30 protein-coding genes and 1 pseudogene are annotated in these 23,720 nt (G+C 71.1%); 17 read left to right on the top strand and 14 right to left on the bottom strand.

Annotation, left to right across the window (positions count from 1 at the left end):
• Positions 1-216 precede the first annotated feature (216 nt).
• The 3 genes from BM290_RS25160 to BM290_RS25150 all read left to right on the top strand — a co-directional run bounded on the left by BM290_RS25160 (position 217) and on the right by BM290_RS25150 (position 3,632).
• Positions 217-657 carry a MarR family winged helix-turn-helix transcriptional regulator gene (locus tag BM290_RS25160; protein ID WP_093618150.1) on the top strand — a complete coding sequence of 147 codons (441 nt, stop codon included), beginning with the start codon at positions 217-219 and terminating at the stop codon, positions 655-657.
• A gap of 84 nt (positions 658-741) precedes the next feature.
• Entirely contained in the window at positions 742-1,632 is an 891-nt protein-coding gene (locus BM290_RS25155) for an NmrA/HSCARG family protein (protein ID WP_093618148.1), read from the top strand.
• A gap of 296 nt (positions 1,633-1,928) precedes the next feature.
• On the top strand, positions 1,929-3,632 hold the full coding sequence (locus tag BM290_RS25150) for an endo-1,4-beta-xylanase (RefSeq protein WP_093618146.1): 1,704 nt from the start codon (positions 1,929-1,931) through the stop codon (positions 3,630-3,632).
• On the opposite strand, the gene BM290_RS25145 is transcribed toward BM290_RS25150, so the two are convergent.
• Complete coding sequence (locus BM290_RS25145) at positions 3,601-4,005, bottom strand: hypothetical protein (RefSeq protein WP_143133935.1); 405 nt, start codon at positions 4,003-4,005, stop codon at positions 3,601-3,603. The two genes, BM290_RS25150 and BM290_RS25145, sit on opposite strands and share 32 nt — an antisense overlap.
• 178 nt (positions 4,006-4,183) lie before the next feature.
• On the opposite strand from BM290_RS25145, the gene BM290_RS25140 reads away from it, so the two are divergent.
• Together BM290_RS25140 and BM290_RS50945 are read left to right on the top strand one after the other, a co-directional pair.
• The gene (locus BM290_RS25140) at positions 4,184-4,891 is read left to right on the top strand and encodes a hypothetical protein (RefSeq protein WP_093618142.1); all 708 of its coding nucleotides are present in this window, start codon (positions 4,184-4,186) and stop codon (positions 4,889-4,891) included.
• A gap of 27 nt (positions 4,892-4,918) precedes the next feature.
• A pseudogene (locus BM290_RS50945) lies at positions 4,919-4,999 on the top strand (excalibur calcium-binding domain-containing protein); the annotation flags it as partial.
• 30 nt (positions 5,000-5,029) lie between these two features.
• Here BM290_RS50945 and BM290_RS25130 read toward each other — a convergent pair.
• Positions 5,030-5,590, bottom strand: coding sequence for a GNAT family N-acetyltransferase (locus BM290_RS25130; protein ID WP_143133934.1), 561 nt, complete (start codon positions 5,588-5,590; stop codon positions 5,030-5,032).
• 144 nt (positions 5,591-5,734) lie between these two features.
• On the opposite strand from BM290_RS25130, the gene BM290_RS25125 reads away from it, so the two are divergent.
• Both BM290_RS25125 and BM290_RS25120 read left to right on the top strand, forming a co-directional pair.
• The gene (locus BM290_RS25125; protein WP_093618138.1) at positions 5,735-6,466 is read left to right on the top strand and encodes a hypothetical protein; all 732 of its coding nucleotides are present in this window, start codon (positions 5,735-5,737) and stop codon (positions 6,464-6,466) included.
• Entirely contained in the window at positions 6,463-6,651 is a 189-nt protein-coding gene (locus tag BM290_RS25120; protein ID WP_093618136.1) for a hypothetical protein, read from the top strand. Before BM290_RS25125 ends, BM290_RS25120 begins: the two co-directional genes overlap by 4 nt.
• On the opposite strand, the gene BM290_RS25115 is transcribed toward BM290_RS25120, so the two are convergent.
• Positions 6,639-7,523 (bottom strand): CPBP family intramembrane glutamic endopeptidase, encoded by an 885-nt coding sequence (locus tag BM290_RS25115; protein WP_203779455.1) that lies wholly within the window; start codon positions 7,521-7,523, stop codon positions 6,639-6,641. The genes BM290_RS25120 and BM290_RS25115 overlap by 13 nt on opposite strands.
• 222 nt (positions 7,524-7,745) lie before the next feature.
• On the opposite strand from BM290_RS25115, the gene BM290_RS25110 reads away from it, so the two are divergent.
• Positions 7,746-8,729 carry a S1 family peptidase gene (locus tag BM290_RS25110; protein WP_093618134.1) on the top strand — a complete coding sequence of 328 codons (984 nt, stop codon included), beginning with the start codon at positions 7,746-7,748 and terminating at the stop codon, positions 8,727-8,729.
• A 110-nt stretch (positions 8,730-8,839) separates the two neighbouring features.
• Here the strand turns inward: BM290_RS25110 and BM290_RS25105 are convergent, their stop codons facing one another.
• From BM290_RS25105 to BM290_RS25095, 3 genes are all read right to left on the bottom strand, one after another.
• Entirely contained in the window at positions 8,840-9,019 is a 180-nt protein-coding gene (locus BM290_RS25105; protein WP_093618132.1) for a hypothetical protein, read from the bottom strand.
• Between the two features lie 57 nt (positions 9,020-9,076).
• Positions 9,077-9,427: a hypothetical protein gene (locus BM290_RS25100; protein WP_093618130.1), complete on the bottom strand. Its 351-nt coding sequence runs from the start codon at positions 9,425-9,427 to the stop codon at positions 9,077-9,079.
• A 126-nt stretch (positions 9,428-9,553) separates the two neighbouring features.
• Positions 9,554-10,036 (bottom strand): nuclear transport factor 2 family protein, encoded by a 483-nt coding sequence (locus tag BM290_RS25095; RefSeq protein ID WP_093618128.1) that lies wholly within the window; start codon positions 10,034-10,036, stop codon positions 9,554-9,556.
• A gap of 71 nt (positions 10,037-10,107) precedes the next feature.
• On the opposite strand from BM290_RS25095, the gene BM290_RS25090 reads away from it, so the two are divergent.
• Entirely contained in the window at positions 10,108-10,755 is a 648-nt protein-coding gene (locus BM290_RS25090) for a TetR/AcrR family transcriptional regulator (RefSeq protein ID WP_093618126.1), read from the top strand.
• A 96-nt stretch (positions 10,756-10,851) separates the two neighbouring features.
• Here the strand turns inward: BM290_RS25090 and BM290_RS25085 are convergent, their stop codons facing one another.
• The gene (locus BM290_RS25085) at positions 10,852-11,199 is read right to left on the bottom strand and encodes a S24/S26 family peptidase (RefSeq protein ID WP_093618503.1); all 348 of its coding nucleotides are present in this window, start codon (positions 11,197-11,199) and stop codon (positions 10,852-10,854) included.
• 284 nt (positions 11,200-11,483) lie between these two features.
• Positions 11,484-12,515, bottom strand: a complete 1,032-nt coding sequence (locus tag BM290_RS25080) for a methyltransferase (RefSeq protein ID WP_093618124.1) — start codon at positions 12,513-12,515, stop codon at positions 11,484-11,486.
• Positions 12,516-12,702: 187 nt separating this feature from the next.
• Here BM290_RS25080 and BM290_RS25075 point away from each other — a divergent pair, with 187 nt between their 5' ends.
• Complete coding sequence (locus BM290_RS25075; protein WP_093618122.1) at positions 12,703-13,170, top strand: hypothetical protein; 468 nt, start codon at positions 12,703-12,705, stop codon at positions 13,168-13,170.
• A 47-nt stretch (positions 13,171-13,217) separates the two neighbouring features.
• Here the strand turns inward: BM290_RS25075 and BM290_RS25070 are convergent, their stop codons facing one another.
• Positions 13,218-13,847, bottom strand: coding sequence for a TetR/AcrR family transcriptional regulator (locus BM290_RS25070; protein WP_239143643.1), 630 nt, complete (start codon positions 13,845-13,847; stop codon positions 13,218-13,220).
• A gap of 95 nt (positions 13,848-13,942) precedes the next feature.
• On the opposite strand from BM290_RS25070, the gene BM290_RS25065 reads away from it, so the two are divergent.
• Positions 13,943-14,659, top strand: coding sequence for an alpha/beta fold hydrolase (locus BM290_RS25065; RefSeq protein ID WP_093618118.1), 717 nt, complete (start codon positions 13,943-13,945; stop codon positions 14,657-14,659).
• Positions 14,660-14,750: 91 nt separating this feature from the next.
• Here BM290_RS25065 and BM290_RS25060 read toward each other — a convergent pair whose 3' ends face one another.
• Positions 14,751-15,500: an SDR family NAD(P)-dependent oxidoreductase gene (locus BM290_RS25060; RefSeq protein WP_093618116.1), complete on the bottom strand. Its 750-nt coding sequence runs from the start codon at positions 15,498-15,500 to the stop codon at positions 14,751-14,753.
• A gap of 92 nt (positions 15,501-15,592) precedes the next feature.
• Here BM290_RS25060 and BM290_RS25055 point away from each other — a divergent pair, with 92 nt between their 5' ends.
• The gene (locus tag BM290_RS25055; RefSeq protein ID WP_239143644.1) at positions 15,593-16,192 is read left to right on the top strand and encodes a TetR/AcrR family transcriptional regulator; all 600 of its coding nucleotides are present in this window, start codon (positions 15,593-15,595) and stop codon (positions 16,190-16,192) included.
• A gap of 30 nt (positions 16,193-16,222) precedes the next feature.
• On the opposite strand, the gene BM290_RS25050 is transcribed toward BM290_RS25055, so the two are convergent.
• A complete protein-coding gene (locus tag BM290_RS25050; RefSeq protein WP_093618112.1) occupies positions 16,223-17,461 on the bottom strand; it encodes an FAD-dependent monooxygenase in 1,239 nt (412 codons plus the stop codon).
• A 138-nt stretch (positions 17,462-17,599) separates the two neighbouring features.
• On the opposite strand from BM290_RS25050, the gene BM290_RS25045 reads away from it, so the two are divergent.
• The gene (locus BM290_RS25045) at positions 17,600-18,130 is read left to right on the top strand and encodes a MarR family winged helix-turn-helix transcriptional regulator (RefSeq protein ID WP_177319892.1); all 531 of its coding nucleotides are present in this window, start codon (positions 17,600-17,602) and stop codon (positions 18,128-18,130) included.
• 25 nt (positions 18,131-18,155) lie between these two features.
• Positions 18,156-18,407, top strand: coding sequence for a hypothetical protein (locus BM290_RS25040; RefSeq protein ID WP_093618108.1), 252 nt, complete (start codon positions 18,156-18,158; stop codon positions 18,405-18,407).
• Here BM290_RS25040 and BM290_RS25035 read toward each other — a convergent pair.
• Positions 18,367-19,296 carry an AraC family transcriptional regulator gene (locus BM290_RS25035; RefSeq protein ID WP_093618106.1) on the bottom strand — a complete coding sequence of 310 codons (930 nt, stop codon included), beginning with the start codon at positions 19,294-19,296 and terminating at the stop codon, positions 18,367-18,369. The two genes, BM290_RS25040 and BM290_RS25035, sit on opposite strands and share 41 nt — an antisense overlap.
• 107 nt (positions 19,297-19,403) lie before the next feature.
• Between BM290_RS25035 and BM290_RS25030 the strand changes: the two genes are divergently transcribed.
• On the top strand, positions 19,404-20,282 hold the full coding sequence (locus BM290_RS25030) for an alpha/beta fold hydrolase (protein WP_239143645.1): 879 nt from the start codon (positions 19,404-19,406) through the stop codon (positions 20,280-20,282).
• Between the two features lie 200 nt (positions 20,283-20,482).
• The gene (locus BM290_RS25025; RefSeq protein ID WP_093618102.1) at positions 20,483-21,235 is read left to right on the top strand and encodes an SDR family oxidoreductase; all 753 of its coding nucleotides are present in this window, start codon (positions 20,483-20,485) and stop codon (positions 21,233-21,235) included.
• 7 nt (positions 21,236-21,242) lie between these two features.
• Here the strand turns inward: BM290_RS25025 and BM290_RS25020 are convergent, their stop codons facing one another.
• Together BM290_RS25020 and BM290_RS25015 are read right to left on the bottom strand one after the other, a co-directional pair.
• Positions 21,243-21,719, bottom strand: a complete 477-nt coding sequence (locus tag BM290_RS25020) for an NUDIX domain-containing protein (RefSeq protein ID WP_307837944.1) — start codon at positions 21,717-21,719, stop codon at positions 21,243-21,245.
• A gap of 34 nt (positions 21,720-21,753) precedes the next feature.
• Positions 21,754-22,503 carry a GntR family transcriptional regulator gene (locus BM290_RS25015; protein ID WP_093618100.1) on the bottom strand — a complete coding sequence of 250 codons (750 nt, stop codon included), beginning with the start codon at positions 22,501-22,503 and terminating at the stop codon, positions 21,754-21,756.
• Between the two features lie 100 nt (positions 22,504-22,603).
• Between BM290_RS25015 and BM290_RS25010 the strand changes: the two genes are divergently transcribed.
• Positions 22,604-23,719 carry an SIS domain-containing protein gene (locus BM290_RS25010; protein WP_093618098.1) on the top strand — a complete coding sequence of 372 codons (1,116 nt, stop codon included), beginning with the start codon at positions 22,604-22,606 and terminating at the stop codon, positions 23,717-23,719.
• The last annotated feature ends 1 nt before the right edge of the window (position 23,720 follow it).

The raw sequence follows: 23,720 nt of genomic DNA, 5'->3' as shown, positions 1-23,720 counted from the left end.
GTGGTCAGATCCGCGCCGTGATCCGCGGATGGGTCGGGCCGATCACCCTGTCGCCCGGTTACGCGAGCACGAGAGGGCTGGGCGGATGTTGAGCACACTGACCGGGTCCGCATGGCCCGCCCGTGGGGCAGAGGTGTGCGTCTCCCGGTGAGTGGCGCGGCCTGCCGGCCCGCGGCGAGTAGGCTGATCGTTCGTTCTCGGACGGGGGAGGCCGGCGTGGACTATGGCGACAAGCTCTTCTGGCTCTCGGTGGTGATTCAGCGCAAGTACGCGCAGATCTGCGCCGAGTTCGACCTGACCCCCTCGCAGGCCACGCTGATCTGCGCGGTCAGGAACGAGCCGCGGCAGATGGCGGATCTCGCCGCGTCGCTGGGCATGACCAAGAACGCTCTGAGCCAGCTGGTCGATCGCACCGCGCGGCGCGAGCTGGTGGGCCGGTCGAGCTCGGCGCAGGACCGGCGGGTCGTCATGCTCAGCGCGACGCCCACGGGAAAGGTGCTCGGCGAGGCCATCTTCGCCGAGGTCGCCAAGCGCCTGCCCGAGATCGCGAGGAACCTCGACCCCGGCGACCAGCGTGACTTCGAGCGCGTGGCCACCGCCATCGTGGACACCTCGGACCTCTCCGCGCCCACCTCGAACCACCCGATCACACCGTGAGGGGCGCGCGATAGCCCCACCTTGACGAAGTTCATGGCGTGAACTATTTTCGTTCACGTCATGAACTAATGAGGGGTGGCCGCTATGAGCACACAGACAACCGGCACGATCGCCGTCTTCGGCGCGACGGGACAGCAGGGCGGGGCGGTGGTCGACGCCCTGCTCGACCAGAAGGCGCGGGTGCGGGCCCTGGTCCGCGACCCGGAGTCCGGCCGGGCTCAGGCGCTCGCCGCTCGCGGCGTCGAGCTGGCGGCCGTCCGGGCCGACGACCCGGCGTCGCTGGCCGCCGCGCTGGCGACGGTCGCGGGGTTCTACTTCATGACCCCCGAGTCGAACAGCCTCGAAGAGGTCCAGGCCGAGATCCGCATCGGTACGGCGCTGGTCGACGCGGCGGTCCAGGCGGATGTCCCGCACGTTGTGTTCAACTCGGTCTTCGGAGCCGAGCGGGAGTCGGGTGTGCCGCACCACGACTCGAAGCACTGGATCGAGGAGCACCTGAGGAAGTCCGGCCTGCGAGCCACGATGGTCCGCCCGACCGCCTTCATGGAGAACTTCACCACCGTGATGGCGCCGAGCCTCGAACAGGGCGAGATCGTGCTGAGGCTGCCGCTGCCGGAGGACGTCGCCCTCAAGATGATCTCGATCAGGGACATCGGCAGGGTCGCCGCCGCACTTCTGCTCGCCACCGCGCAGGCGCCCGGCGGAGCCGTCGAACTCGTCGGCGACGAACTGACCGGCCCCGAGATCGCCGCGGCGTTCGGGGAGCGCGCCGGGCTCCCGGCACGGTACGAGGCCCTCCCGTTGAGCGTGCTTCCCAGCGAACTCGACAGGGCGATGTTCCGCCAGTTCGCGGAGGCGGCGGAAGACCCGTCGGACCTCGCGGTGGTGCGCTCGATCGAACCGGCCGCCCTGGACCTGCCCGAGTGGATCCGAGCCACCGGCTGGACCGCGCCCACCGACGCGGCCGGCGCCTGAGCCTCCGGCCACGGCGAATCGTGCCCTCGGTCTCGATGCTCCGAGCGGGCGAAGACCTCGCCGACTACGCCCGCGAGGCCGCCGCGCCCGTCTGGACCCGTACAACGCATGCCGGAACGGGGTTGATCGTGCCGGCCATCCGCAGGACCTGAATGGGTACCTCGGCCGGGCGCTGGAGAGGCGTCGACTTCCCGGTGGCCGGCAGGCCCGGTGCGAGCGAACAACTCTTGCGGATGTCGAGGGTCACGCCGGTGGCCGCGCGGCGTGGCTGCACACTCTGAGTCGTGGAAAATGGCATGCGGACGCGTCCCCGGGCCTGGCTCGCGGTCGCAGTCGTGGTGACGGTGGTGGCGGCCGGTGGGTGGGCGGCGGTCAGCGCCGGCGACGACGCGTCACCCGACGACCGTACCGCCGTCGATGTCCTCAACGGCCACGACTGGACCCATCTCGCCGGGGCCACCGTCGGCCCCGGCGGAGTGCGGATCGCCGGCACAGGAGGGCGGATCGTGCGGCAGGACGGCTCCGGTGGCCGGCCGAACCCGCCGGTCAACCTGCGCGGGCCGCGGCTCGAGGTGCGCGGCCCGGTGGAGATCACCGCCGGGGTGGATCGGCCGGCCGGCCGTTCGGCCGTGCTCACCCTGTCCGGCGATGTGCCGGTGGTCTACGACGAGTGGCGGCACAACCCGCCCGGGCTGGCCGTCACCGTCACCGACAGCGAGCTGCGCCTGGAGGTCTGGGACGGGCGGGGCGACGATCCGGCGGTCCGCCGCCGGGCCACGATGACGGCACCGGCCGCGGCCACGGTGACCGTCACCCGGGCCGATGGGCAGCTGACGGTCCGGCTCGGCGACGCCGGCCTGTCCGTCACCGACCCCGGCGTGTTCGGCTCCGGGCGGGTGTTCTTCGGCGCCGACGCCGATGACGGCGCGACGGCCGGCTGGACGTTGACCTCGTTGCGGGCCGCCGGGCTGGACGGCGGCAGCGTCACCGTCGTCGACGCCCCGCCGCTCGCCCAGCCGGCGCCCCCGCCCGGGTCGCTGCGGGTGCTCGCCGCAGCCCGCAGGGCGCTGCCCATCGGCGCCGCCGTGGCCGCCGAGCCGCTGCTGGCCGACGACGACTACCGCCGCCTGACCGCCGCCCACTTCTCCATGCTGACCACGGAGAACGCGGTGAAGCCGCAGTTCGTGCACCCGCAGCCGGACCGCTACGACTTCACCGGCGGCGACCTCCTGGTCGACTTCGCGGCGGCCAACGGCATCACGGTGCACGCCCACACCCTGGTCTTCGGCGAGGCCAACCCGCGGTGGATGCAGGACGCCCCGGCTGACCGGCGCGAGCGGATCATGCTCGATCACATCAGCGCCGTGGCCGGTCACTACCGCGGCCGGGTCGCCGAATGGGACGTCGTCAACGAACCGCTGTCCACCGAGAGCGAGGACTACGAGGACGGGGGAACGGGGCTGCGCCGCCACCTGTGGCAGCAGGCGATGGGGGAGACGTACATCGACAAGGCGTTCGCGGCGGCCCGGACCGCCGACCCCGGCGCCAAGCTGTATCTCAACGATTTCGGCCTGGAAGCCGACGGCGAGCGCTGGGACGCGCTGCTCAGCCTGGTCGCCCGGCTCAAGAAGCGGGGAGTGCCGATCGACGGGGTCGGGTTCGAGGCGCACATCCACGAGGCCGGCGACCGGGTCACCGCGGCCGTCCTGCAGGATCACTTCGCGGACCTGGCCCGGCTCGGGCTGTCGGCCCGGGTGTCCGAGATCGATGTGTACGGCGATCCGGCAGCCGGCCAGGCCGAGCAGTACGCCACCGCGTTGACCGCCTGCCTGGCCGCCCCGAACTGCACCTCCTACACCACCTGGGGGGTCACCGACCGGTACGGGTCCACCACCGAGTCCGGCACCTATCCACCCCGGCTCGGTGACGACCTGATCTTCGACCGGGACCTGGCGCCCAAGGCCGCGTTCACCGCCCTGACCCGGGTCCTGAGCGGCTGACGCCGGCCGACCGGCCAGGGCGGGCGGCCTCGGCGACGCTTCGTGCCCCGGCGGCCCGCATCATCCACGTCAAGGCGCCGACAGCAGGAGCCTCGAAGACCTCGACCTCGATCCAGAAATCGGCATCGCCGGTGATCCCGCCGTCCCACCAGCGCCACGAGCGCTGCAGGCCGGACGACTGGTCGAACCATCGGATCCAGTCGGCGAAGGCCCACGGCTGCCCGTCGTCCGCCCTCGATGCCTCCGCCCGGGCCGGGAACACGTCCGGGGCGCACGCGCGAACGAACCACTCCGGTGTCCGAGCCTTCCAGCCCTCGACGCCGGCAGACGCCGCACCTCGCGGTGGAACCCAGTGCGTGACCGCGATCAGCAAATCCTTGCACCGATCGAGCGCAGCCTGCGACTCGCGATCGGTCGTGCCGACGAAACGTCGAAGCGCACCCTCCGGGACCCCTTGCGGACCACGAAAGATGCGGATTCCCTCTACCGTGCGCGTCATACGGCCAGTCTCCCAGGACGCTCCGGCCGGCTCCTGCGGCTATCTTGCTCCCATGATCCTTCCCGGTTACGCCGACACGATGCCCGACGACGTGGACGTTGCAGCGCTCACCGTCGACGGGTGGCACCTCACCGAACGGCCGGGCTTCTGGGCGGCGCACTGGAAAGAGCAGCTCATCGACGATGAGGACCTGCTGCTGCGCACGTGGGGCGTGCCGGAGGAGGTGGTGCTCGACAGAATGCGCGATCTCTACGAGCCTCGCACGTGGCCGGTCTTCACGGTCGAACTCGCCGGTGACGCCGAACTCGCTGTGGTGTTCAGCAACGACGCCGACGACGCCGGGGTGGACTACCTGGTTCTGCCCGGCTCCGGCCGCGACGTCATCGAGATCGCCAGCGTGGAGGGCCACCAGCGTGGCCCAGGCCTCTCCTGGCCCGAACTCGTCGCCGCGGCCGATCGTCAGCCGGACGACGTACGCCGCTCTCAGGTCCTCCTGCTGCTCATGCCGGCGGTCGGCGACGAGGCGACCGGCGCCCCCGGCGCCACGTCGATTCTCTCGCAAGCGATGCGGACGCTGGGAGCTGTGGAGGACCCCACGGACCTGGCCGCGCTGGCAGCCTCCGACGAGGTCGCCTTCTGGGGCCATGTGCCCTGGACGGCGGGAACACCTGAGACGGAGTACGCGCCACGCAACCCCGCCGGCCCGTTCGCCCTTTCCGCAGCCGAGCGTCGACTGGTCGCCGAGCTGCTGGCGCCCTGAACCCTCGGGCGCAGCGCCCACCACGCGGGCGCGGCACCGATCCGGCGCGGTGACCCCGGCTACGCCAAACACCTGGACCGCGACGGTGACGGCATCGGCTGCGAATAGCCCGACACCGCCACGCCGAAGGCCTTACCGCTACTCGGCAAAGCGCCGTTCCACCCACACGGTCTCCGGCCACCCGGGACGTTCACCGGCTTCACGACGGATCTCGACAAATCCCCGCGCGGCGTAGAAGGCGGCCGCCGGCGTGTTTCCGGCGGTGAATTCCAGCCGTACGGGGCGGCCGCCGGCGTAGCTGAGCAGTTCGCTGATCAGCGCCGAGCCGACTCCTGTTCCCTGGGCCTCGGGAACCACGTACAGCTTCCAGATGATCGGAGTCTCGCCCCGCAGATCGATGTTCCCGGTGCCCGTCACCGCTCCGTCCTGCTCCGCGACGAGCACCGTCGTGTTTTCCAGACTTCGCCGGATCGCCTCGGTCGACCACCACGTCTGCAGCCCCGTGGCGATGTATTCCGGCCCGGCGAACCCGTACGTCGCCGGCCACGTCCGCTGCCCCACGGAAATGATCGCCTCGATGTCGTCCGGGCCGGCCTCACGAATCGTCATGGTCATTACGGCATCATCCCGGTTGCCGGCATACCGCCGACCCGTGCCCGGGACCTCCATCCCGGCCCCGGCCCAGAATGCGAAGACCAACCGGTCGCCGACCGGCCCGGAGGAACGCCTAGGCTCCGGGAGCACCGGGTCGTGGAATCTGTGGATCGCCGGACGGTGCAGGGTCGCCAAATGCGGTGACCCTGTTCAACCGGCCGATCACGCTCGCGACTATCGTCCGCGGGCATGACGTACGACTGGAACGGCTCGCTCGCCGACGGGTTCGCCATTCTGCTGGGCCGGCCGCTCGGCGATTTCGACCGGCAGGCGACGTACGCGCTCTACTACTCCTGTTCCGACCTGGCACAGGAGCTCTTCGACGAGAAGTTCGACCCCGGGGTGCTGGCGCGTGGCGAGATCGTGCATCCGCCGTACCCCAGCATCTCGATCCTCGGCGAACTCCTCGAGGGCTGGGATCTCATCGCCCCGCACTGGAGCATCGACCTCGGTCGTTCGCTGTTCCGTGCCGGCGACACCGGCGAAGGCGCCGCACTCGGGCTGCCGCAACTCGATGAGGGGATGACCGGCGCCGACCTCGGCCGGGAACTCGTCGAACGGCAGTGGAAGCCCCGCAAGCTGCGCAAGACGTTCCCGGAGATCGATTTCAGGATCCACACCGACGGCTCGTTGTACGACGCCATGCGTGCCGCCACCGCCACCATGACCGGTCCTGGCGAGATCTTCGAGACCGGGCCGGTGCATGGTGTCGAAGCACGATGGGAGCAGGCGCTGGCCGCTCTGCCCGACACCGAACTGCGGGAGCACCTGAGCAACCTCTGCCGCGACGAGCAGACCGCCCGCAGCGACGGCGCCTACTACCTCGGCGCCCGCGATCCCGGCCTGCAGAGCGGCGCCCCGGTCGTCGCGGCCTGGCGCATCGGCGAAGGCCAGGCGTTCTCCGCCGTGGTGCAGTCGTGAACGACCGTACCCCCGTGGCCTTCACCGCCGAAGCCGCCGCCTTCTGGACACCGACACTGCTGCTGCGCAAGACGACCGGCCGCGGCCCCGTCACCACCGCCGAGACGCGCATGCTGGACGGTCTGGGTTTGCGGACGGATGCCGGGACCATCCGCCTCACTCCGTGGGCCGTTCAGGCGGCGTGAGCACTCTCGGGCTCGGCGTGGCGCGTCTGCAGCCCCAGACGGCCGCCGGTCACGACCAGCAGGATCACCGAGGCGGCTGTCGCGCCGATCAGGTTCACCAGGTTCACGTCGCCGCCGTCCAGGGTCGTGAAGACCTCGGCCCAGACCAGCGAGTACGTGGTGTTGATCGCGGCGTGGAAGAACATGACGATCGGCAGGCTCTGACCGGTCCGGTTGAAGATCCAGGTCATCACGAAGCTGAGCGGAATGCACGACAGGACGAAGAGCACCGGATGCGTCCAGGACTTCTCCGTCCCGCCCCACTCGGTGAGAAACAGCGGCAGATGCCAGCAGCCCCACAGAACGCCGAGAACGGTCGTGCCGAACAGCGGGCCGTACCGTTCCTGCAGACGAGGCAGCGCGAAGTCGCGCCAGCCGGGCTCCTCGGCGGCCGCGGTGGTGATGATCTGGACGGCCAGCAGCGGCAGGAATGCGGCCGCGACCTGCCATCCCGGCACGGACAGGCCGTCGACGGCGCCGGGAACGACCAGCGTGGCGAGGACGATCGTGGCGGGCACCAGCAGCAGGACGGCGACGTACCAGCGCCAGCCGACCCGCCAGCGGACCAGGCGTTTCGCCCACTGCCGCAGGCCGGCACGCCCTTCCACGAGCGAGGTGACGATGAACGCGGCACCGAGCGGGCCGAGATAGGCGCCGGGCAGCATGCCCACCAGTTGACCCGCCACTCCGGTCGGAAGCCGGAAGTCCGGCTCCCAGTCGAGGCCGGTGTTGCCCAGGATGTAAGGCGTCCAGGCCATCCAGCTGATGCCGAAGGCAAGGGCGAAGAATGCCACCAACGGATTGCGGCGTACGAGGACACGAACCGTTTCCACGGCTCCTCCGATCAGGACTTCAGGAATTGTTTCCGCCGGCTCGTTCCGGCGGTGTGAAGTCCATCAGCCGGGCGCGCCCGGATCGATCCCGCAGACACCCGGATCGGAGTACAGCAGGCTGTACCGCCGTTCCGTTCAGCGCCGGGCGGCCGCCGAACTGGCACAAACCCGTGATAACCCCCGGAAGCGGGTACCTCTACGCTGTCCCACGTCAAGATCATCATGCACGTTGGAGACACCACTTTGTCCACCCGCACCCTTGCGCTCCTGCTCGCCGGCGCCGGCTTGACCCTGAGCGTCACCGCCTGCACTGGCGGCACCACCACCACGCCGGCCTCGGGGGCCGGCACACCGGCCATCGCGCGGTCGTCCGGCCCGGCGAGCCCCTCGGGCGGTCCGTCCGGGTCCGCGCCTCCGGTGGCACGGGTGCAACTCGCCGCCGAGGACGCCTTCCCGTTCCAGGCCGCGTTGCTGAACCTGAAGGCCACCGACGACGAGGGGAATCCCGCCGCCGACGACAAGGATCGGTTCACCTGCGGCGGCAGCCTGCTCGACGAGAGCCACGTCCTGACCGCCGGTCACTGTTTCGACGTCGAGGGGGAGAGCCCGCCCGACCCGCTGAAGGACATCGCGGTCGTGCTCGGCCGTACCACCCTCACCAGCCAGAAAGGGCAGGTGCGCCGGATCACCGAGGTCAAGCTGCACCCCCGGTACAGCACACGCCCGCTCGAGTACGACGTCGCCGTGCTCACCCTCGACAAGCCGGTGACCGGGATCGCGCCGGTCACGGTGGTGCCGTCGGGCGACAAGTCCCTGGAGAAGGCCGGCAACCCGGCGACCTTCACCGGGTGGGGCTCGCTGGAGGCACATCAGGACGGCGAAGAGTTCGAGCTGTCCTCCACGGACGGGATGAAGCAGGCAACCGTCCCGGTGGTGGCCGACAGCGCCTGCCGGTCCGCCTACCAGAAGGACCCGGACCAGCCGCAGCCGAACATGAGCGTGTCGCTGTGCACCAGCACCGCGAACAAGATCGGCCACTGCCTCGGTGACAGCGGAGGACCACTGTTCGTCACCGCCGGCGACCAGGTCGTCCAGTTCGGGATCGTCAGCTTCGCGCCTGGATGCGGCGACCCTCGATTCCCGAGCGTCTATGCCCGATTGAGCAACAGCGACATCAACGCATTCGTACGCGAGAGTGTCGGCTGAGCCGGTAACCGGACCCCTCCACGGCTCGGCGGACGCCGCCCGTCGAGTCGTGGGGTCTCGCCGCCTGACGCTGCGTCACCACCCCGGCAGAGGCGGTACGTGCCGGGCGATCAGCCTCCGGCGAGGAAAACCTGACGCTGCTCCTCGCTGCCCGCGGCGTCCGGCCGGCTCTGGGGCGAGGTGGTGCCGACCGTCTCCACGGTGCTGTCGGGATGGATACGCGCCGGTAGTTTGCCGAAGCGCGCAGCACGAACGCGCGCGCTCTCACGGTCGTCGAGCTCCTTGTCCATCTCGCGATCCTCGCACGCCGGCCGCCCCGTGGGGGTGGTACGCAGTGATGTCGTGGATCAACTCGGTGACGTCGTGTGCTGGTGGACGAGATACAGGATCCAGGCGGTCTGGACGGCCACCAGCAGGATGGGTCCGAGTCGGCGCACGCGGGGCAGCAGCAGCCACCAGGCGATGCCGGGGACCGCCAGGCAGGCGACGACCCCGGCGCAGGCCAGGGCGAACCACAGTTGCCACGGGTGGTCGGAGAAGAAGCCGCCGTCGTACTGCCATGACGCTATGAGGCTGCAGGCGGTGGCAAGGAACTCGCCGGCCACCGTCAGGATGACCGCGATGATGATCCGTGCCGGCAGTGGTATCCGGACACCGCGGCCAGTAGCCGGTGCCGAGGTCGTCCGTGTCGATCGCATAACCTGCTTCTCCTTGCCGTGCGTACACCGCAGGAACTCTACGAGTGATCACCGGTCGGCAGGATCGGGCGAATGGGGCATAGGTCTCCCCGTGGGGAACCGTCGCCTCCGCTGAACGTCCGGAAGTCACCCGGCGGGCGACACCTGAGCCGTGCTGAGCGCGGCCGTCAGGGCCGGCAGGCGACCGAAAGCGCGGGCGCTGGCCAGGTGGTGGACGTAGTCGCGGGACTCCACGATCTCGCCCTGGCGAACCCGGACCACGAAGATGCACGGCACGGTGACGGCCCGCCCCTCGACCACGCCGGCATACCGGAACTCGAAGATCACCAGCTCGGGATCGGCCGTGGTGAGGACACGGTCGTCGACCACGTCGTAGCGCTCCACGCCGACCGGGCGTCCACCGGCGGCGAAATGCCTGCGCACGGCCTCGCGGCTGTCCAGCGGCACGTCGCCCAGCGGGCTGAACGGGTGCCGCACATCGGTCCGCTCGGCGTAGCAGGCGGCCAGGTCGTCGAGCTGTTGCTCCTCCTCGGCGGCGGTGAGCCCGCCGCGGATCAGGCGGCAGACGCCGGCGGCCACGGCGCGAACGGTTTCCTCAGGGGTACGCACGGCGATGCTCCTTAACGAAGTCTGGACTCCGTTTACAGTAACGAAGTCCAGACTTCGGTTAAAGTCCTGGCATGCGTCAAGATGCTCGCGAGAACCGGCAGCGAATCCTCGCCGCCGCCGACCACGTCTTCGGCACCCACGGCGAGGCCGGATCCACCGAGGACGTGGCGCGACTGGCCGGCGTCGGGATCGCCACCGTGTTCCGGCACTTCCCGACCAAGGAGTCCCTGATCGAAGCCGCGCTGGTCCGGCACTTCACCGACCTGCACGACCAGACACAGGCCGCGATCACCGCGCCCGACCCGACGGCCGCCCTGCACACGCTGATCCGCCGGATGATCGAACGCGGCGCGAGCAAGCTCACCCTCGCCTCCATGCTGAGCCGTGACGCGCCACCGGCTGTCGTGACCGCTTCGGGGCAGGTGAAGGCCGCCGTCGACACGGCTCTGCGCCGGGCCCAGGCCACCGGCTCGGTCCGCCCCGACGTCGGTGTCGAAGAGCTCTACCTGCTGATCCGCGGCCTGGCCCAGACCACCGCGGCGGCGCCGGTCCCGGCCGCGGTGCTCGAACGCGCCGTCGACGTCATCCTGACCGGCTTCGCCACCGACAGCAGGCCCGCTACCGGGAAGACCGTCGACAGCAGTCCCACTACCGAGGCGGGCGGCGCCCGGAATCCGGCACCGCCGGATCGCCCCGCCGCGAGGCCGCGACCGGTTTGAACCCGGCCGCTGTTCTCGGCAGGAGCCGGCACCGGCAGGCGACCGTGACGAGATCGCGGCCCTTGAGGAAGCCGGGCTGCCGCGGCGTGTCACGGTTCACGGGGTGCGCGTCTTGCCGGCTGTTCGAGGGCGTGGCGTGCCGTCGACGGCCACGCAGATTCCATACAGCCGTGTGTGATCGGTCCAGCCGTTGACCCGGCCGCGGTTGTTGCTGATCTGGACACGGCCACGGCTCGTATCGACGGCGGACACCAGGTGCAGATATGTCGTCCCCGCGACCCGGGCCAGGACGATGTCTCCGACCTGCACCTTCGTCGGATCGACCGGGGCGACGGTCACCAACTGGCGGCTGCGGATGAGCGGGATCATGGACGTGCCGCTGGGCCGGAACTCGACCGAGCGTCCCTCTGCCACGCGCGCCGCCACCGCGTCCAATGCTCCCATCGCCGTCACCATCCCAGACGGCCCGACCACGGGCCACCCATATTCCGGCCGACGCGCCCTCCCACGGCCGAGGCTGACCGGCCGACGCCGCGCGGTGCATCGCTCGTACCACCGCAGACGTTGACTGTCGGGTCGTGGAAGCGCTCACGTGGCGAACGCCGCCGCCGGACCGGCGCCGGCGAGGCGGCTCGGGAAGACTTCGCACCCCGCCGGCGGTGGATCGGAGCGGGCCGGGATCGTTCGCGCCGAACCGTCCGCCGACCTTGCGGGGCAGAACCACGCCGTCAGGCCGGCTCGGCCACGATGAGGCCGGAGGGCGGCGGCAGTTCGTGCAGGCCGGCGAAGCGCCAGCCCGTCGCGGCGAGCCAGGTGGCGACCTCGTCCACCTGGTACAGGTCGCCGCCGCTGATCATCAGGAACTCGCCGGCGCCGAACCGCGCCGACGGGTGCGGCGCCACGTCGGTGCGCCACCAGTCGACCAGCAGCAGGCGCCCGCCGGGGGCGACCGCCGCGCGCGCCCGGCGGAACAGCTCGGCGATCTGCTCGGGCGGAAACAGGTGCACCACGTTGGCGATCAGCACGGCGTCGTGCCCGCCGGGCAGTGGCTCGGCGAAGATGTCCTGCCCGACGGCGGTCAGGCGGCCGGCGAGCGGCCCGTCCGCCGCCTCCGTGGCGACCGCCGATGCCACCTCCGGCAGGTCGACCAGCGTCGCGCGGAGGTCGGGGTACGCGGTGAGGATCGGCCTGACGAACGTGCCGTAGCCGCCGCCCACATCGAGCAGCCGCCGGTGCGGGCCGAAGTCGTAGCCGCGGGCCAGGTCGGCGGCGGTCTCTGCGGTGACCAGCTCGACGGCGGACTCGTACGCCTCGGTCTGTGTCTTGTCGAGCTGAGGCCGCACACCTTGCCGGGTACGGTACGCCTCGGTGGCGTGCCGCCAGGTCGGGTAGCTCACCAGATCCCAGTAGCGGGCCAGCGGCCGTAGGTCGAACGGGCCGCGCCCGGCGAGGAACGCCTCGGCGTCGGGCGCGTTGCGGAATCGGCCGCCGTCGCGCACCAGCAGGCCCGCGTCGGCCAGCAGGTCGGCCATCGCACGGGCGCTGCGCTCGGGAATGGAGCATCGCTCGGCCAGCTCGGCCGGGGTGCTGCCGTCGGGTGCGGCGGCTGCGAACAGTCCCACCTCGATGGCCGCGAACAGGGTCTTCGAGACCATGAAGCCGGCGGCCAGCTCGATGATGCGAGCGGGCGGCGGTGGGCCGGCCGCGGCGCCGTCGATCTGCTCGGCCGGTGTGAACATGCGCTGCGGCTCGTCGGACATGGCGTGGTCCCCCTGTCACCCGTCGTCGGACCCCATCGTAGGCCGGTCCGCTGTGGTCGCGTCACCCAGCGAATCGGCGCGGACGCGCTCGGCCACGGGCCCGGGGCTCGCCGGCGACGGGGTGTGGCCGATCCGAAAGGCCACCGTGGCCACGTCAGGTGTCACCGGCCCGGAATAGAGTGCGATCATGACCGACGCATCCGTGCACCTCGCCGCCCAGCCTCGTATCGACACGCTCGTGACGGAGTTCCACTCCGGCGCCCAGCGGCTGCGCACCGACTTCGCGGGGACGGCCTGGATCGGTGACGTCCCCGATCCCGCATCCGGGATGATGGGACCGAACTACCAGCGGCGTGTCCTCGACTCGCAGTTGTTTCTGCCCGACACCCACTGGTACACCGTCGACGAGCTCGACGACGCCGAGATCCAGATCGTCGTCGGCCTGCTCCAGGTGCCGGGCACCGCACAGGGCTCACAAGGGCTGGTCGGCGCCATCGCGGACCCGGGCGCGGACTTCTTCGAGCACCCGGAACACGAAGACCGGGTCGGCATCTGCCTCACGCTGCGCGGCCGGATCTGGTCCAACGTCGGCCTGTCATATCGGATCACCGTACTGTGCCGGCCGGAGGCCTTCATCAGGAGCGAACCGGCGTGAGGCGAGGTCCGCGCTGATCCCCAGGCCCTGGCCGGTGAGCCGCCGGCTCAGCGCGCCGGCTCACCGCCCAGAAGCTCGCGAGGCAGGACCACGTTCAGCCATGCCTCCGACCTGTCGAGCGGCCAGCCGAGATCGTCGCCGCGGACGAAGTAGGCGGCATTGCACAGGTAGAGCCAGAGGATGTCCGCCGCCTCGGCGGCGTCCAGGCCGTCGCGGAGCGCACCCAGGGCGCTCAGGCGATCGGCGGTGACCCGGAGGCCGCCGCGCAGGCCCTCGTGTGCGATCTCCATGGCTTCCCGTACGGCGGGTTCCTGCGGCGCGGCGGCGACGACCTGGCGCATGAGGGTGGACCACTCCCCGAACCTGGTCCGCGTGGCGGAGACGACCAGCCGGATCAGGTGGCCGGGGTCGGTGGCGGCCTCGATGTCGGCGAGCAGCCGGGCGTTGTCCGCGGAGTTCACGCTCGTCTCGATCAGCGTACGGAGCAGGCCGCTCTTGCCGCCGCCGACGGCGTAGACGGTAGCCGGCGCCACCCGGGCCGCCTCGGCGATCTGCTCCACCTTCGTCGCGTAGTAGCCCTGTGCGGTGAACAACGAGCGCGCCGTGTCGAGGATCGCCTCACGGGTCATCCGCGCGTACTCGCTCCGGCGGTTGACGGGGGAGGACGCGGCGGGCATGCCGTCGATCATAGGACAGCCGCAGACCACTCCTCTCATCAGAGTCGACTCTGACGATCATGTTAGGGTCTGGCCGACTGGTACGAGGAGGTTCGATGCACTACGTCTTCATTCCCGGCGCCTGGCACGGCGGCTGGTCATGGCACCCGGTGGGACACCGCGTCCGTGCCGCCGGGCACGGCGCCACGGCGCTCACGATGCCCGGCCTGAGCCTGGGCGACGACCCGGCCGGACTTCGCCTGGCCGACGCGGTCGACCACATCGTGACCGCGGTCGAGCGGCGTGACCTGCGCGATGTCGTTCTGGTCGGGCACAGTTGGGGCGGCATCCCGATCACCGGCGCGGCACACCGGCTCGCCGCCCGGCTGGCCGGTATCGCGTACTTCAGCGCGTTCATTCCGCAGCGCGGCGAGTCGATGGCCGCGGCGATGGGCCCCCTGGAGGGCTTCGTCCGGGACGCGATCGCCGCCGCCCCGGACGGCACCATCGGCATCGATTTCGCCACGTTCGCGCAGGGCTTGATGCCCGATCAGCCGGAGGCGCTGCAACGGGCCGTGTTCGACCAGCTGATGCCGCAGCCCGGCGGCTACATGCTCGATGCACAGGATCTGCCCGGCGTCGACACCCTCGGCGTGCCGATCACCTACGTGCTGGCCGAGAACGACACGGCCCTGGCCGCCCCGGGTGCGGAACTCGCCGCCCGGGTCGGCGCGCACCCGATCCTGGTTCCCGGCAGTCACGAGGCCCTGCTGACCCACCCCGACGATGTCGCCAAGGCATTGCTCGCCGGCCACTCCCAGGGCTCTTTCTGAGCGCCCGCGGTCCGGGCGGCCCACGACGAACGCCCCGGACATGATCGGACGATGATGCCGGGGCGAGCGTGGTACGGGCTGCCGTGTCGGGTCAGATCTGGTTCTCGCCGCCGTCGACGTACAGGTTCGCGCCGAGCATGAAGCTGCTGTCCGCGGAGGCGAGGAACGCCACCGCGGCCGCGACCTCGTCGGGGCGCCCCATCCTGCCGAGGGCGATCCGGGCGCCCTCGCCCGCCTTGAAGGCGGCCGCGTTCTCCTCCCCGACGAGTTCGGTGATCCCGGAGGTGTCGGTGGGCCCGGGCGAGATGGCGTTGACCCGGATTCCCCGGCCCTTGAGCTCGTTGGCCCAGGAGCGCGTGAAGGTCCGCAGGGCCGCCTTGGAGGCGGCGTAGGCGCCGAAGCCGGCGGTGCCGTTGTCCGCCGCGGTGGACGCGTTGACGATCACCGAGGCGCCCTCGTTCAACAGTGGAAGCGCCTTCTGCACGGTCAGCATGGTGCCCTTGACGTTGACCGCGAAGATCCGGTCGAGGTCCTCCTCGGTGATCGTCTCGATGGTTGCGAACGACGCGGTGGCCGCGTTGGCGAACAGCACGTCCAGGCCCTGCCCCCGGGCCGCCACCGCCGCGTAGACCCGGTCCAGATCGGCCGGGCTGGTGACATCGCCGGGCACCGCGGTGACCCCGTCGCCGATGGCCGCGACGGCCTCGGCCAGCTCGGCCTCCCGCCGGCCGGTGATGACCACGTGTGCCCCCTCGGCCACCAGCCGGGCGGCGGTGGCCCGGCCGATGCCCCGCGTGCCGCCGCCGGTGACGACCGCTGTCTTGCCTTCCAACCTGCGCATCTCTGACCTCCCCAAACTTCGGCACCGATCGGTGCCGAAAGGAAACCTAGCACTTCGGCACCGATCGGTGCACAAGCGGTATGATCCATGTCATGGAGAGGATGCAGCTCGGCCGGCCACGGGCCTTCGACGCCGGCGAGGCGCTCGAGAAGGCGATGAGGGTCTTCTGGGCGCAGGGCTACGAGGGCGCCAGCCTGGCCGACCTGACCGAGGCCATGGGCATCTCCCGCAAGAGCATGTATGCCGCCTTCGGCAACAAGGAGGCGCTCTTCCGCCAGGTGCTGCGGCGCTACGAGCAGGGCCCCGGGGCGTATGTCGTCCGCGCCCTGCGTGCCCCGGACGCCCGGGCGGTGGCCGAGACCTTCCTGGCCGGGTCGGTGGAGTCCAACACTCAGCCGGGCTGCCCCTCCGGCTGCCTGGGGGTCCAGGGCGCGCTGGCCGTCGGCGAGACCGGCCGGATCGCCCGTGACGTGCTGGCCGAGTGGCGCGCCGGAGGTCAGCGGCTGCTGCGCGACCGTTTCCGGCAGGCGGTCACCGACGGCGACCTGCCGGCCGGCGCCGACCCGGACCTGATCGCCCGGTATGTCATGACGATCGCGAACGGGATGGCGGTGCAGGCCGCCGGCGGCGCGACCCGTGCGGAACTCCAGCAGGTCGCCGCCACCGCCCTGCGTAACTGGCCGCCCGTCTAGGCGCTGCCCGGCACCGCCCGACGGGTCGCGTCAGCTCCTCAACAAGGGATATTCGGGCAGGTCCGGGACGTGCCGTGCGCTGGTGAACGAGCTGTTCTGCAGCAGTTTGCGCAACGGCCGGGTCGCGGTGAGACGGTGCAGCGCCCGGATCGCCGTGACCCCGGCCCGCGTGGACGGGTGCAGGAGCCGTGCGCCGCCGGGCGGCAGCCCCTGCGCGCTGTCGACGTAGCGCCGCAGCATCGACTCGTAGCGGGCGAAGGCCCGCCCCGGGTGGTTGCCGTTCGCGGCGTACGTCCCGGCGAGCTCACCGGCCAGGACGTGGGCGCCGACCAGTGACAACGTGGTGCCCATGCCGGTGGGGCCCGAGCCCCAGGCGGCGTCGCCGAGCAGCGCGACCCGGCCGCTGCTCCAGGTCGACATGATCACCTGTTCCACGCGCTGGACGTAGAACTCCTCCGGCCGGGCGGTGAATCCGTCGAGGATGCGCCGGGTCTGCCACCCGGCCCCGGCGAAGCGCTCCCGCAGGACGGTCAACTGGGACTCGACGGGGAGGTCCTCGTACCCCATCGGGTCGGACGCGAACGACAGGGTGGCGCGCATGGAGCCGACGTTGTCGGGCCGGAGGCTGGCGACCCGGCCGCCGACGGCGGTGTACCAGTCCCACCAGTCCGTGTCGCCGGGCAGACGCTCGATCGTGCCGTAGGTGATGGTCGCCCCGAAGTCGCGGTAGCGCGTCCGATCGGCGAAGAGCAGCCTCCGCGTACGGGAACTGCGGCCCTCGGCGACCAGGAGCAGGTCGAACCGGTCACGGGCGCCGCTGTCGAACTCGACGTCCACCCCGTCCGCGTCCTGGCGCACGGCGGTGACGAAGTCGCCGTACCGCAGATCGGCGGTGTTCTCGACGAGGTCGACGAGCATCCCGGCGAACGTGCCGCGCAGGATCTCCAGCTCCGCGGTGGGACCGTCGCGGCCCTCCTCGCGGGGGAAGGTCGCGTAGGCGTGACCGTCGTCGTCGACGTAGTGGGTGCCGTGCTCGCCGGTCAGGTTTCCGCGGACCTCGTCCTCGATGCCCATCCGGCGCAGGATCTCGCGGCCCAGCCCGCGGATGTCGATGTTCTGACCCGTCTCGCGCTGCCGTGGCGAGCGTTCCAGCAGGGTGACGTCGTATCCGATCCTGGTGAGGCCCCAGGCCAGAGCCGGGCCGGCGATGCTGGCGCCGGTGATCAGCACGCGCGGCGGCCGGCGGTGTTCCGAGGTGGTGTCTGACACGGTTGCTCCTGCGGTCTGCCGAGGTGGTCGCCCCGGCGGGAGAAGGTACGATTCTGAAGTAGCTCCATAATGAAGCTACTTAAATTTCAAGTCAACTCTGCTAGGCTGGGGGAGCGCATCGACCGCGAGAGGATTGTGATGACGGCAGCTGATGGGGTGGACTCCGCGATCGATCCGGGCGTGCGACGGCAGATGCCCCTGCCCGACCAGGTCATCGACGCCCTGAATCAGTACGTGACCTCGACCATGGACGTGACACAGCACGTGGCGCGATGGCTGGGGGTGGGGACCGCCGACGCCGAGGCGTTCGGTCACGTGGCGTACGCCCAGGATCGCGGGACCCCGATCTCGCCCAAGGACCTCGCCCGCCGCATCGGGTTGAGCACCGGCGCGACGACGACGCTGATCAACCGCCTGGAGAGCGCCGGCCTGGTGGTCCGCTCCCGGGAGCACCGCGACCGGCGGGTCGTCACCCTGCGGATCCCCCCGGACGTCGAGGAGCAGACCCTGCGATTCTTCGCGCCGCTGCGCGACCGGGTGGACGCCCTGATGAAACAGCACCCGCCGGAGCTGCTGCGGCAACTCGTCACCGTCCTGGACGAGCTGAACCTCGCCACCGCCGACGTCGTGCGCAGCCTCGAATCGTCCCGCCCCCGGCACGGTTCCTAGCCGGATGTCGTTCGGAGGTTCACCGATGGCAGGTCGCGGCGAGGAACGCTGTCGTGTCCACGTCCGGCGATACCTGGAAGCGCCCTTCCTCGCCGACCAGGCCCGCCGTACGCAGGCCGCAAACCGGGCCGACTACGAGAACGACGTCGTCACGCCGGGCGTACCCCCGTCCCTGCGGAAAGCCCTGGAGGAATGGGTCGTCGACGAATCGACCCCGGACGACGAGGTCGCGGACTTCATCGGGTGGCCGGTGGCACGCGTCCGGGAGCACCGCTGACCGATGGCCGGATCGGGGTGGCCGGTTCGTCGCGGTGCCGGCGGCGGAAGCGGCCGGGCGCCACACCGTACTCGCGGCTGAACGCGGCCGAGAAACTGAACTCCGTCGCATAACCCAGCCGCCCGGCTATCACGGTCAGCGGCAGGTCGGTGTGACGCAGCAGCTCGGCGCCCCGGCCGAGCCGCCGGCGGATGAGGTAGGCCCCCGGCGTGTCGCCGGTGACCTCCTTGAACCGGCGGGCGAACGAAGCGGGCGACATCCGCGCCAGAGCGCTCAGCTGCCGTACGGAATAGGGCTTCTCCGGATTCTCCTGGATCGATGTCAGGGCTCGCGCGACACCCGGATCGAGCGACGGCGCGACTCCCTGCCCGTCGTGCCAGATGCGCAACAGCCGGACCAGCAGCAGGTCCATGATCGCGGGCAGCGCCACGTCGTCGCCGGGGTGCTCTCCGGACGCGTGTTCACCGAGCAGATCGGCGAGTCCTCGCACCCCCGGATCGTCGGCGCGCAGCGTGATGACGTCGGGCAGCCCGGTGAGCAGCTCATGGCCGCGCCCGCGGTCGAGGTGGTAACAGCAGGAGACGAAGTCGACGTCGTACGGCTCCGGGTCCGGCGACGGCGTGCGGGCCGGCGGCAGATCCCGGAACGCGCACGGTCCGTCGCTGAACCCGTGCGGTGGCCCGTGCGGCACGAAGACGACGTCACCCGGGCTCAGCCGTACCGCGTCGCCGTGCTCCGGGATGAGAAACAGTGTCCCTTGCCGGATGATGTGCAGGCCGGCGCCGTTGATGGCGGGGAAACGGGTGACCCAGGAGCCGGCGTAACGGTTGCGCACGGCCACGGCCCGGCCGGCTCGTGCGGTGGTGACCGCCTCGCTGATCTTGTCCACCGCGCGGAGGATACCGGCGGCTCCCGCCCCGGGCGCGGTGGTGAATGCGTATGTGTCTGCGAGATCTCAGTATGGCGAGAGCGGGCCGGCCCCGGTTCGATGGCGGGGTGAGAGACGAGAGCTTTGAGATCGACGGTGTCCGGCAGGTGTTCCACGTGGCCGGGCGTGGCCCGTACTGTGTCGCACACTCCGGTGGGCCCGGCCTCGACTGGGCATATCTGCGGTCACCGGAGCTGGAAGAACACTTCACGATGGTCTATCCGGAACCGGTGGGCACCGGCGAGTCCGGGCGGTTGCCCGGCGGCGGTTACCGGCTCGCGACGTACGCACGGTTCCTCGGCGCCGTCGTCGACCATCTGGACGCCGGCCCGGTGTACGTGCTCGGTCACTCCTACGGCGGCTTCGTCGCCCAGACCTACGCCCTGCAACACCTGGACCGGGTGGCCGGGCTGATCCTGTATTCGACGTCGCCGTACGGGGGAGCGGAGTTCTGGGCGGACGGGATGGCCGCGCTCGAGGCGTACCCGCAGCGTCACCCGGACGTACCGGAAGCCGCAGCCGTGCCCGGCCTGTTCCGCGCCGCGCTCGCCACCGTCGCCGACGGCGACGACGCGCTCAGCCGGGCCTTCGCCGCCGCCGTCCCGCTCTACTTCGCCGACTTCTGGGCCCGGCGCGACGAGTTCGCGGCCTTCCAGGCCGGATTGCGGATGTACGCGGAACCGGCCGGCGCCGCGGATCCGGTCCCGTTCGACGTCCGCGACCGCCTCGCCGAGCTGACCGCCCCGACCGTCGTCATCGCCGGACGCCACGATTTCCTGGCCGGCCCGTCCTGGGCGCGCCGGCTGGCCGACGGGATTCCCGGCGCCCGGTCGGTCACCCTCGAACGCAGCGGCCACTTCGGCCATCTCGAGCAGCCCGGCGCGTTTGCCGAGGCCGCCGCGCAGATCACCCGCGGCCGGCCGGTAGCCAGGGTGTCGCGCACCTAGGCTGAACGTGGCCTTCCGGTCCCTTCTCTCTGCCGCGATGCTGGATGCACGGCAGGGAGAAGGGGCCGACAGCGATGGCGGCCCCGTCCCGGCTCGGATACGCACGTCCGCATCGCATTCCGTGACGTGCTTTCTCGCCTCCATCGCCGCGGAGATGCGGACACGTCCGCATCTCCGCAATCGTCACCGTAGGGAACCCAGTGAACATCACCGGAAACACCGTCTTCATCCCCGGCGCCACCTCCGGCATCGGCCTCGGACTGGCGCTGCGCCTGCACGCCGGGGGAAACGCCGTCATCGTCGGCGGCCGCCGCACCGCACTGCTCGACCGGATCCGCACCGAGCACCCCGGCATCGGCGCCGTCACGATCGACACCACCGACCCGGCGTCGATCATCGCGGCCCGCGACGACCTGGCCGTCCGCTACCCGGAGCTGGACACGCTGATCACCATGGCGGGCATCATGGAGCTCGAGGACCTGCGCGACCCGGCGTCCCTCGACGTCGCCGAGCGCACCGTCACGGTCAACCTGCTCGGCCCGATCCGGTTGATCAACGCCTTCCTGCCCGGCCTGCTCGCCCGGCCGGCCGCGACCGTCATGACGGTCAGCTCCGGTCTGGCGTACGTGCCACTGCCGGCCACCCCGACATACAACGCCACCAAGGCCGCCGTCCACTCGTACACCGAAAGCCTGCGGGTCCAGCTGACCGGCAGCAGCGTGCAGGTCATCGAGCTGGTGCCGCCGGCCACCCGGACCGCGCTGATGAACCAGCGGAACTCCGAGATGGCGATGCCTCTGGAGGACTTCCTCGACGAGGTCATGACCCTGCTCGAAGCCGGCCCCGAGGCCGAACAGATCCTGGTCGAGCGCGTGAAGTGGCAGCGCAACGCCGTCGCCGAGGGCCGTTACGCCGACGTGCTGGGCGTGCTCAGCGGCCGCTACCGCTCGTGACCCTGGGTCACGCGACGAGGTAGCCGTTCTCCAGGTAGGCGGTGGTGTTGTCGGCCCGGGCCCGGACCGCTGCGGCGAGGCGGCGGGCCAGCAGGCCGGAGAGCCGCTGGTCGGCCTCCTGCTGCGTGCACCAGGCCCAGCTGCGCAGCTCGTCGGCGGGCAGGCGGATCTGCGCTGTCTGATCCGCGGTGAGGATCCCGCCGTCGAAGAGCAGCATCAGGCCCTCGGTACGGTCCGGTCGCGGCGGCACCCAGTCGGTGACCAGCAGCCGGCCCGGCCGCACCGACAGGCCCAGCTCCTCCTTCAGCTCGCGTACCACCGCGGTGTACGGCGACTCGTCGGCCTCGACCGCGCCGCCCGGGATCTCGAAGTGGTACTTGTAGGTCGGCTCGACCAGCAGCGCCCGGCCCCGTTCGTCGCAGAGCAGGAGCCCGGCGCCCATCCGCTTGCGCGGCAGTGCGGCGGTGAAGTCGGCAGTGGTCATGGCGCCAGGCTATCCACCGGCAGTGACGGCGCTGTCAGTCGGTGATGGAGGCCCGGAAGGTGTAACGGTCTCCCCGGTACGCCTGGACGGTCAGCTCGATGGGGACGGCCTCCTGGTTGAAGGTGAGCTGGGTGGCCGACAGGATCGGGACCGGTCCGGTGATCTCCAGCTGGATCAGCTCCTCGGCGGTGGCGTTGCGCGCCTCGACCGAGTAGTCCGCGTAGTGCGGCTGCTGTTTCGGTGACGCCTCCCGCAGCACCTCGTACAGCGAGCGCCGGGAGAAGTCCGTGCCGGCCAGGGCGGGGGCGACCGCCAGCGGGAGCCGGTTGTGCTCGACGGCGATGACCAGGTCGTTGAGGTAGCGCAGGCGTCTCATCTCGAACAGGTCGGCGCCGGCGACGGTCCGCAGCAACTCGGCCTCGCGGACGGTGGCCGGGCGCACCTCGGTGGAGAGCACCCGGCTGTGCATGGTGAGGCCGCGCTGGTGGGCGAGGTCGGTGAAGCCCAGGACCCGGCCGTCGGTGCCGGCGCCGCGCGGCCGGGGGGCGGCGGCGATCGCCCAGCCGCGCGCCGGCAGCGACACGACGATGCCGCGTTCCCGCAGCTCGCCGAGGGCGGCGCGGATGGTCACGCGGGACGCCTCGTAGCGGTCGGCCAGTTGCCGTTCGGAGGGCAGGCGGGCGCCGTCGGAGCCGTCGCCCTGCCGGAGATCCTCCTCGATGCGGTCGGCGAGCCGGAGGTAGAGGGGCATCGTGTCGGGGCCGATCAGGGGACTCGCTTCCATGCCGCAACGCTACCAGCACCATACCGGTCACGACCGTTGACAGACCAGTTGCATACCAGTAGCTTTCCAGCACCAGACCAGAAGCATGGCGAGGAGCGGAATGACCGACAGTGACTTCACCCGGGCGGAGATCGAGCAGCAGCCCTCCGTCTGGCAGGCGACCCGGCGCCTGGTGACAGCCGCCCGCACCCGGCTGGACGACGTCCTCGGGCCCGCCCTGCGCGACCCGGCGACCCGCGTCGTCCTGACCGGCGCCGGCACCTCGGCCTACGCCGGACAGGTGCTCGCCCCGGAACTGACCCGCCTGCTGGACCGCCCGGTCGAAGCCGTGCCGACCACCGACATCGTCACCGACCCGCAGACCCTGACCGCCGGCAACCGGCCGGTGCTGCTCGTCTCCTTCGCCCGCAGCGGCAACAGCCCGGAGTCCGTCGCGGCGGCCGCGCTGCTGGACCGGCTGCACCCCGCGGCCCGCCACCTCCTGATCACCTGCAACGCCGACGGCGACCTCGTCCGCCGGTACGCGCACGCCGCCAACGCCGTGGTGATCACCCTGCCGCCGGCCACCAACGACCGCGGCTTCGCCATGACCTCGTCGTTCACCAGCATGATCCTGGCCGCGCACCTGTGCCTGGCCGGTGACGTCGACGTCGACGCGCTCGCCCGGGCGGCGGCCGCCGTGCTCGCCGACACCACCGGCATCGAGAAGACGGTGACCGCGTCACGGCCCGACCGTCTCGTCTATCTCGGCTCGGGCAGCCTCACCGGCCTGGCCCGCGAAGCGGCGCTGAAATGCCTGGAACTGACCGCCGGCGACGTGGCGGCCTGGGGCGAGTCGACGCTGGCCTTCCGGCACGGCCCCAAGGCCGCGCTCACCCCGGGCACCCTCGCCGCGATCTTCGTCTCCGGCGACGCGTACCGGCGCGCGTACGATCTCGACCTCGCCCGCGAGCTGATCGGATCACTCGGCGCCGACCGGGTGGTGCTGATCGGCGACTCCACCCACGGCCTCGACACCCTGCACTGGCACGTCCCCCGCGAACCCGGCCTGCCGGACGCCGTGTGGGCGGCCGCCGCGATCATTCCCGCCCAGCTCGCCGCCCTGGCGTGTTCGCTGGCGCTGGGCCACACCCCGGACAACCCGTTCCCCGGCGGCGAGGTCAACCGGGTGGTGCGGGGAGTGGTCATCCACCCCTTCGGCGAGAGGCGCGACTGAC

It is taken from the genome of Actinoplanes philippinensis (assembly GCF_900113015.1).
GTDB lineage: Bacteria > Actinomycetota > Actinomycetes > Mycobacteriales > Micromonosporaceae > Actinoplanes > Actinoplanes philippinensis.
This window is presented reverse-complemented; position numbering and strand designations above follow the sequence as displayed.

Bases quoted from the DNA above. Each gene is read 5' to 3' on its own strand.
- BM290_RS25060 (WP_093618116.1), bottom strand. From the start codon at position 15,500: ATGCGCAGGTTGGAAGGCAAGACAGCGGTCGTCACCGGCGGCGGCACG.
- BM290_RS25105 (WP_093618132.1), bottom strand. From the start codon at position 9,019: ATGGACAAGGAGCTCGACGACCGTGAGAGCGCGCGCGTTCGTGCTGCG.
- BM290_RS25080 (WP_093618124.1), bottom strand. From the start codon at position 12,515: ATGTCCGACGAGCCGCAGCGCATGTTCACACCGGCCGAGCAGATCGAC.
- BM290_RS25155 (WP_093618148.1), top strand. From the start codon at position 742: ATGAGCACACAGACAACCGGCACGATCGCCGTCTTCGGCGCGACGGGA.
- BM290_RS25125 (WP_093618138.1), top strand. From the start codon at position 5,735: ATGACGTACGACTGGAACGGCTCGCTCGCCGACGGGTTCGCCATTCTG.
- BM290_RS25040 (WP_093618108.1), top strand. From the start codon at position 18,156: ATGGCAGGTCGCGGCGAGGAACGCTGTCGTGTCCACGTCCGGCGATAC.
- BM290_RS25110 (WP_093618134.1), top strand. From the start codon at position 7,746: ATGCACGTTGGAGACACCACTTTGTCCACCCGCACCCTTGCGCTCCTG.
- BM290_RS25015 (WP_093618100.1), bottom strand. From the start codon at position 22,503: ATGGAAGCGAGTCCCCTGATCGGCCCCGACACGATGCCCCTCTACCTC.
- BM290_RS25055 (WP_239143644.1), top strand. From the start codon at position 15,593: ATGGAGAGGATGCAGCTCGGCCGGCCACGGGCCTTCGACGCCGGCGAG.
- BM290_RS25075 (WP_093618122.1), top strand. From the start codon at position 12,703: ATGACCGACGCATCCGTGCACCTCGCCGCCCAGCCTCGTATCGACACG.
- BM290_RS25150 (WP_093618146.1), top strand. From the start codon at position 1,929: ATGCGGACGCGTCCCCGGGCCTGGCTCGCGGTCGCAGTCGTGGTGACG.
- BM290_RS25090 (WP_093618126.1), top strand. From the start codon at position 10,108: ATGCGTCAAGATGCTCGCGAGAACCGGCAGCGAATCCTCGCCGCCGCC.
- BM290_RS25020 (WP_307837944.1), bottom strand. From the start codon at position 21,719: ATGACCACTGCCGACTTCACCGCCGCACTGCCGCGCAAGCGGATGGGC.
- BM290_RS25140 (WP_093618142.1), top strand. From the start codon at position 4,184: ATGATCCTTCCCGGTTACGCCGACACGATGCCCGACGACGTGGACGTT.
- BM290_RS25100 (WP_093618130.1), bottom strand. From the start codon at position 9,427: ATGCGATCGACACGGACGACCTCGGCACCGGCTACTGGCCGCGGTGTC.
- BM290_RS25065 (WP_093618118.1), top strand. From the start codon at position 13,943: ATGCACTACGTCTTCATTCCCGGCGCCTGGCACGGCGGCTGGTCATGG.
- BM290_RS25045 (WP_177319892.1), top strand. From the start codon at position 17,600: ATGACGGCAGCTGATGGGGTGGACTCCGCGATCGATCCGGGCGTGCGA.
- BM290_RS25085 (WP_093618503.1), bottom strand. From the start codon at position 11,199: ATGGGAGCATTGGACGCGGTGGCGGCGCGCGTGGCAGAGGGACGCTCG.
- BM290_RS25010 (WP_093618098.1), top strand. From the start codon at position 22,604: ATGACCGACAGTGACTTCACCCGGGCGGAGATCGAGCAGCAGCCCTCC.
- BM290_RS25070 (WP_239143643.1), bottom strand. From the start codon at position 13,847: ATGCCCGCCGCGTCCTCCCCCGTCAACCGCCGGAGCGAGTACGCGCGG.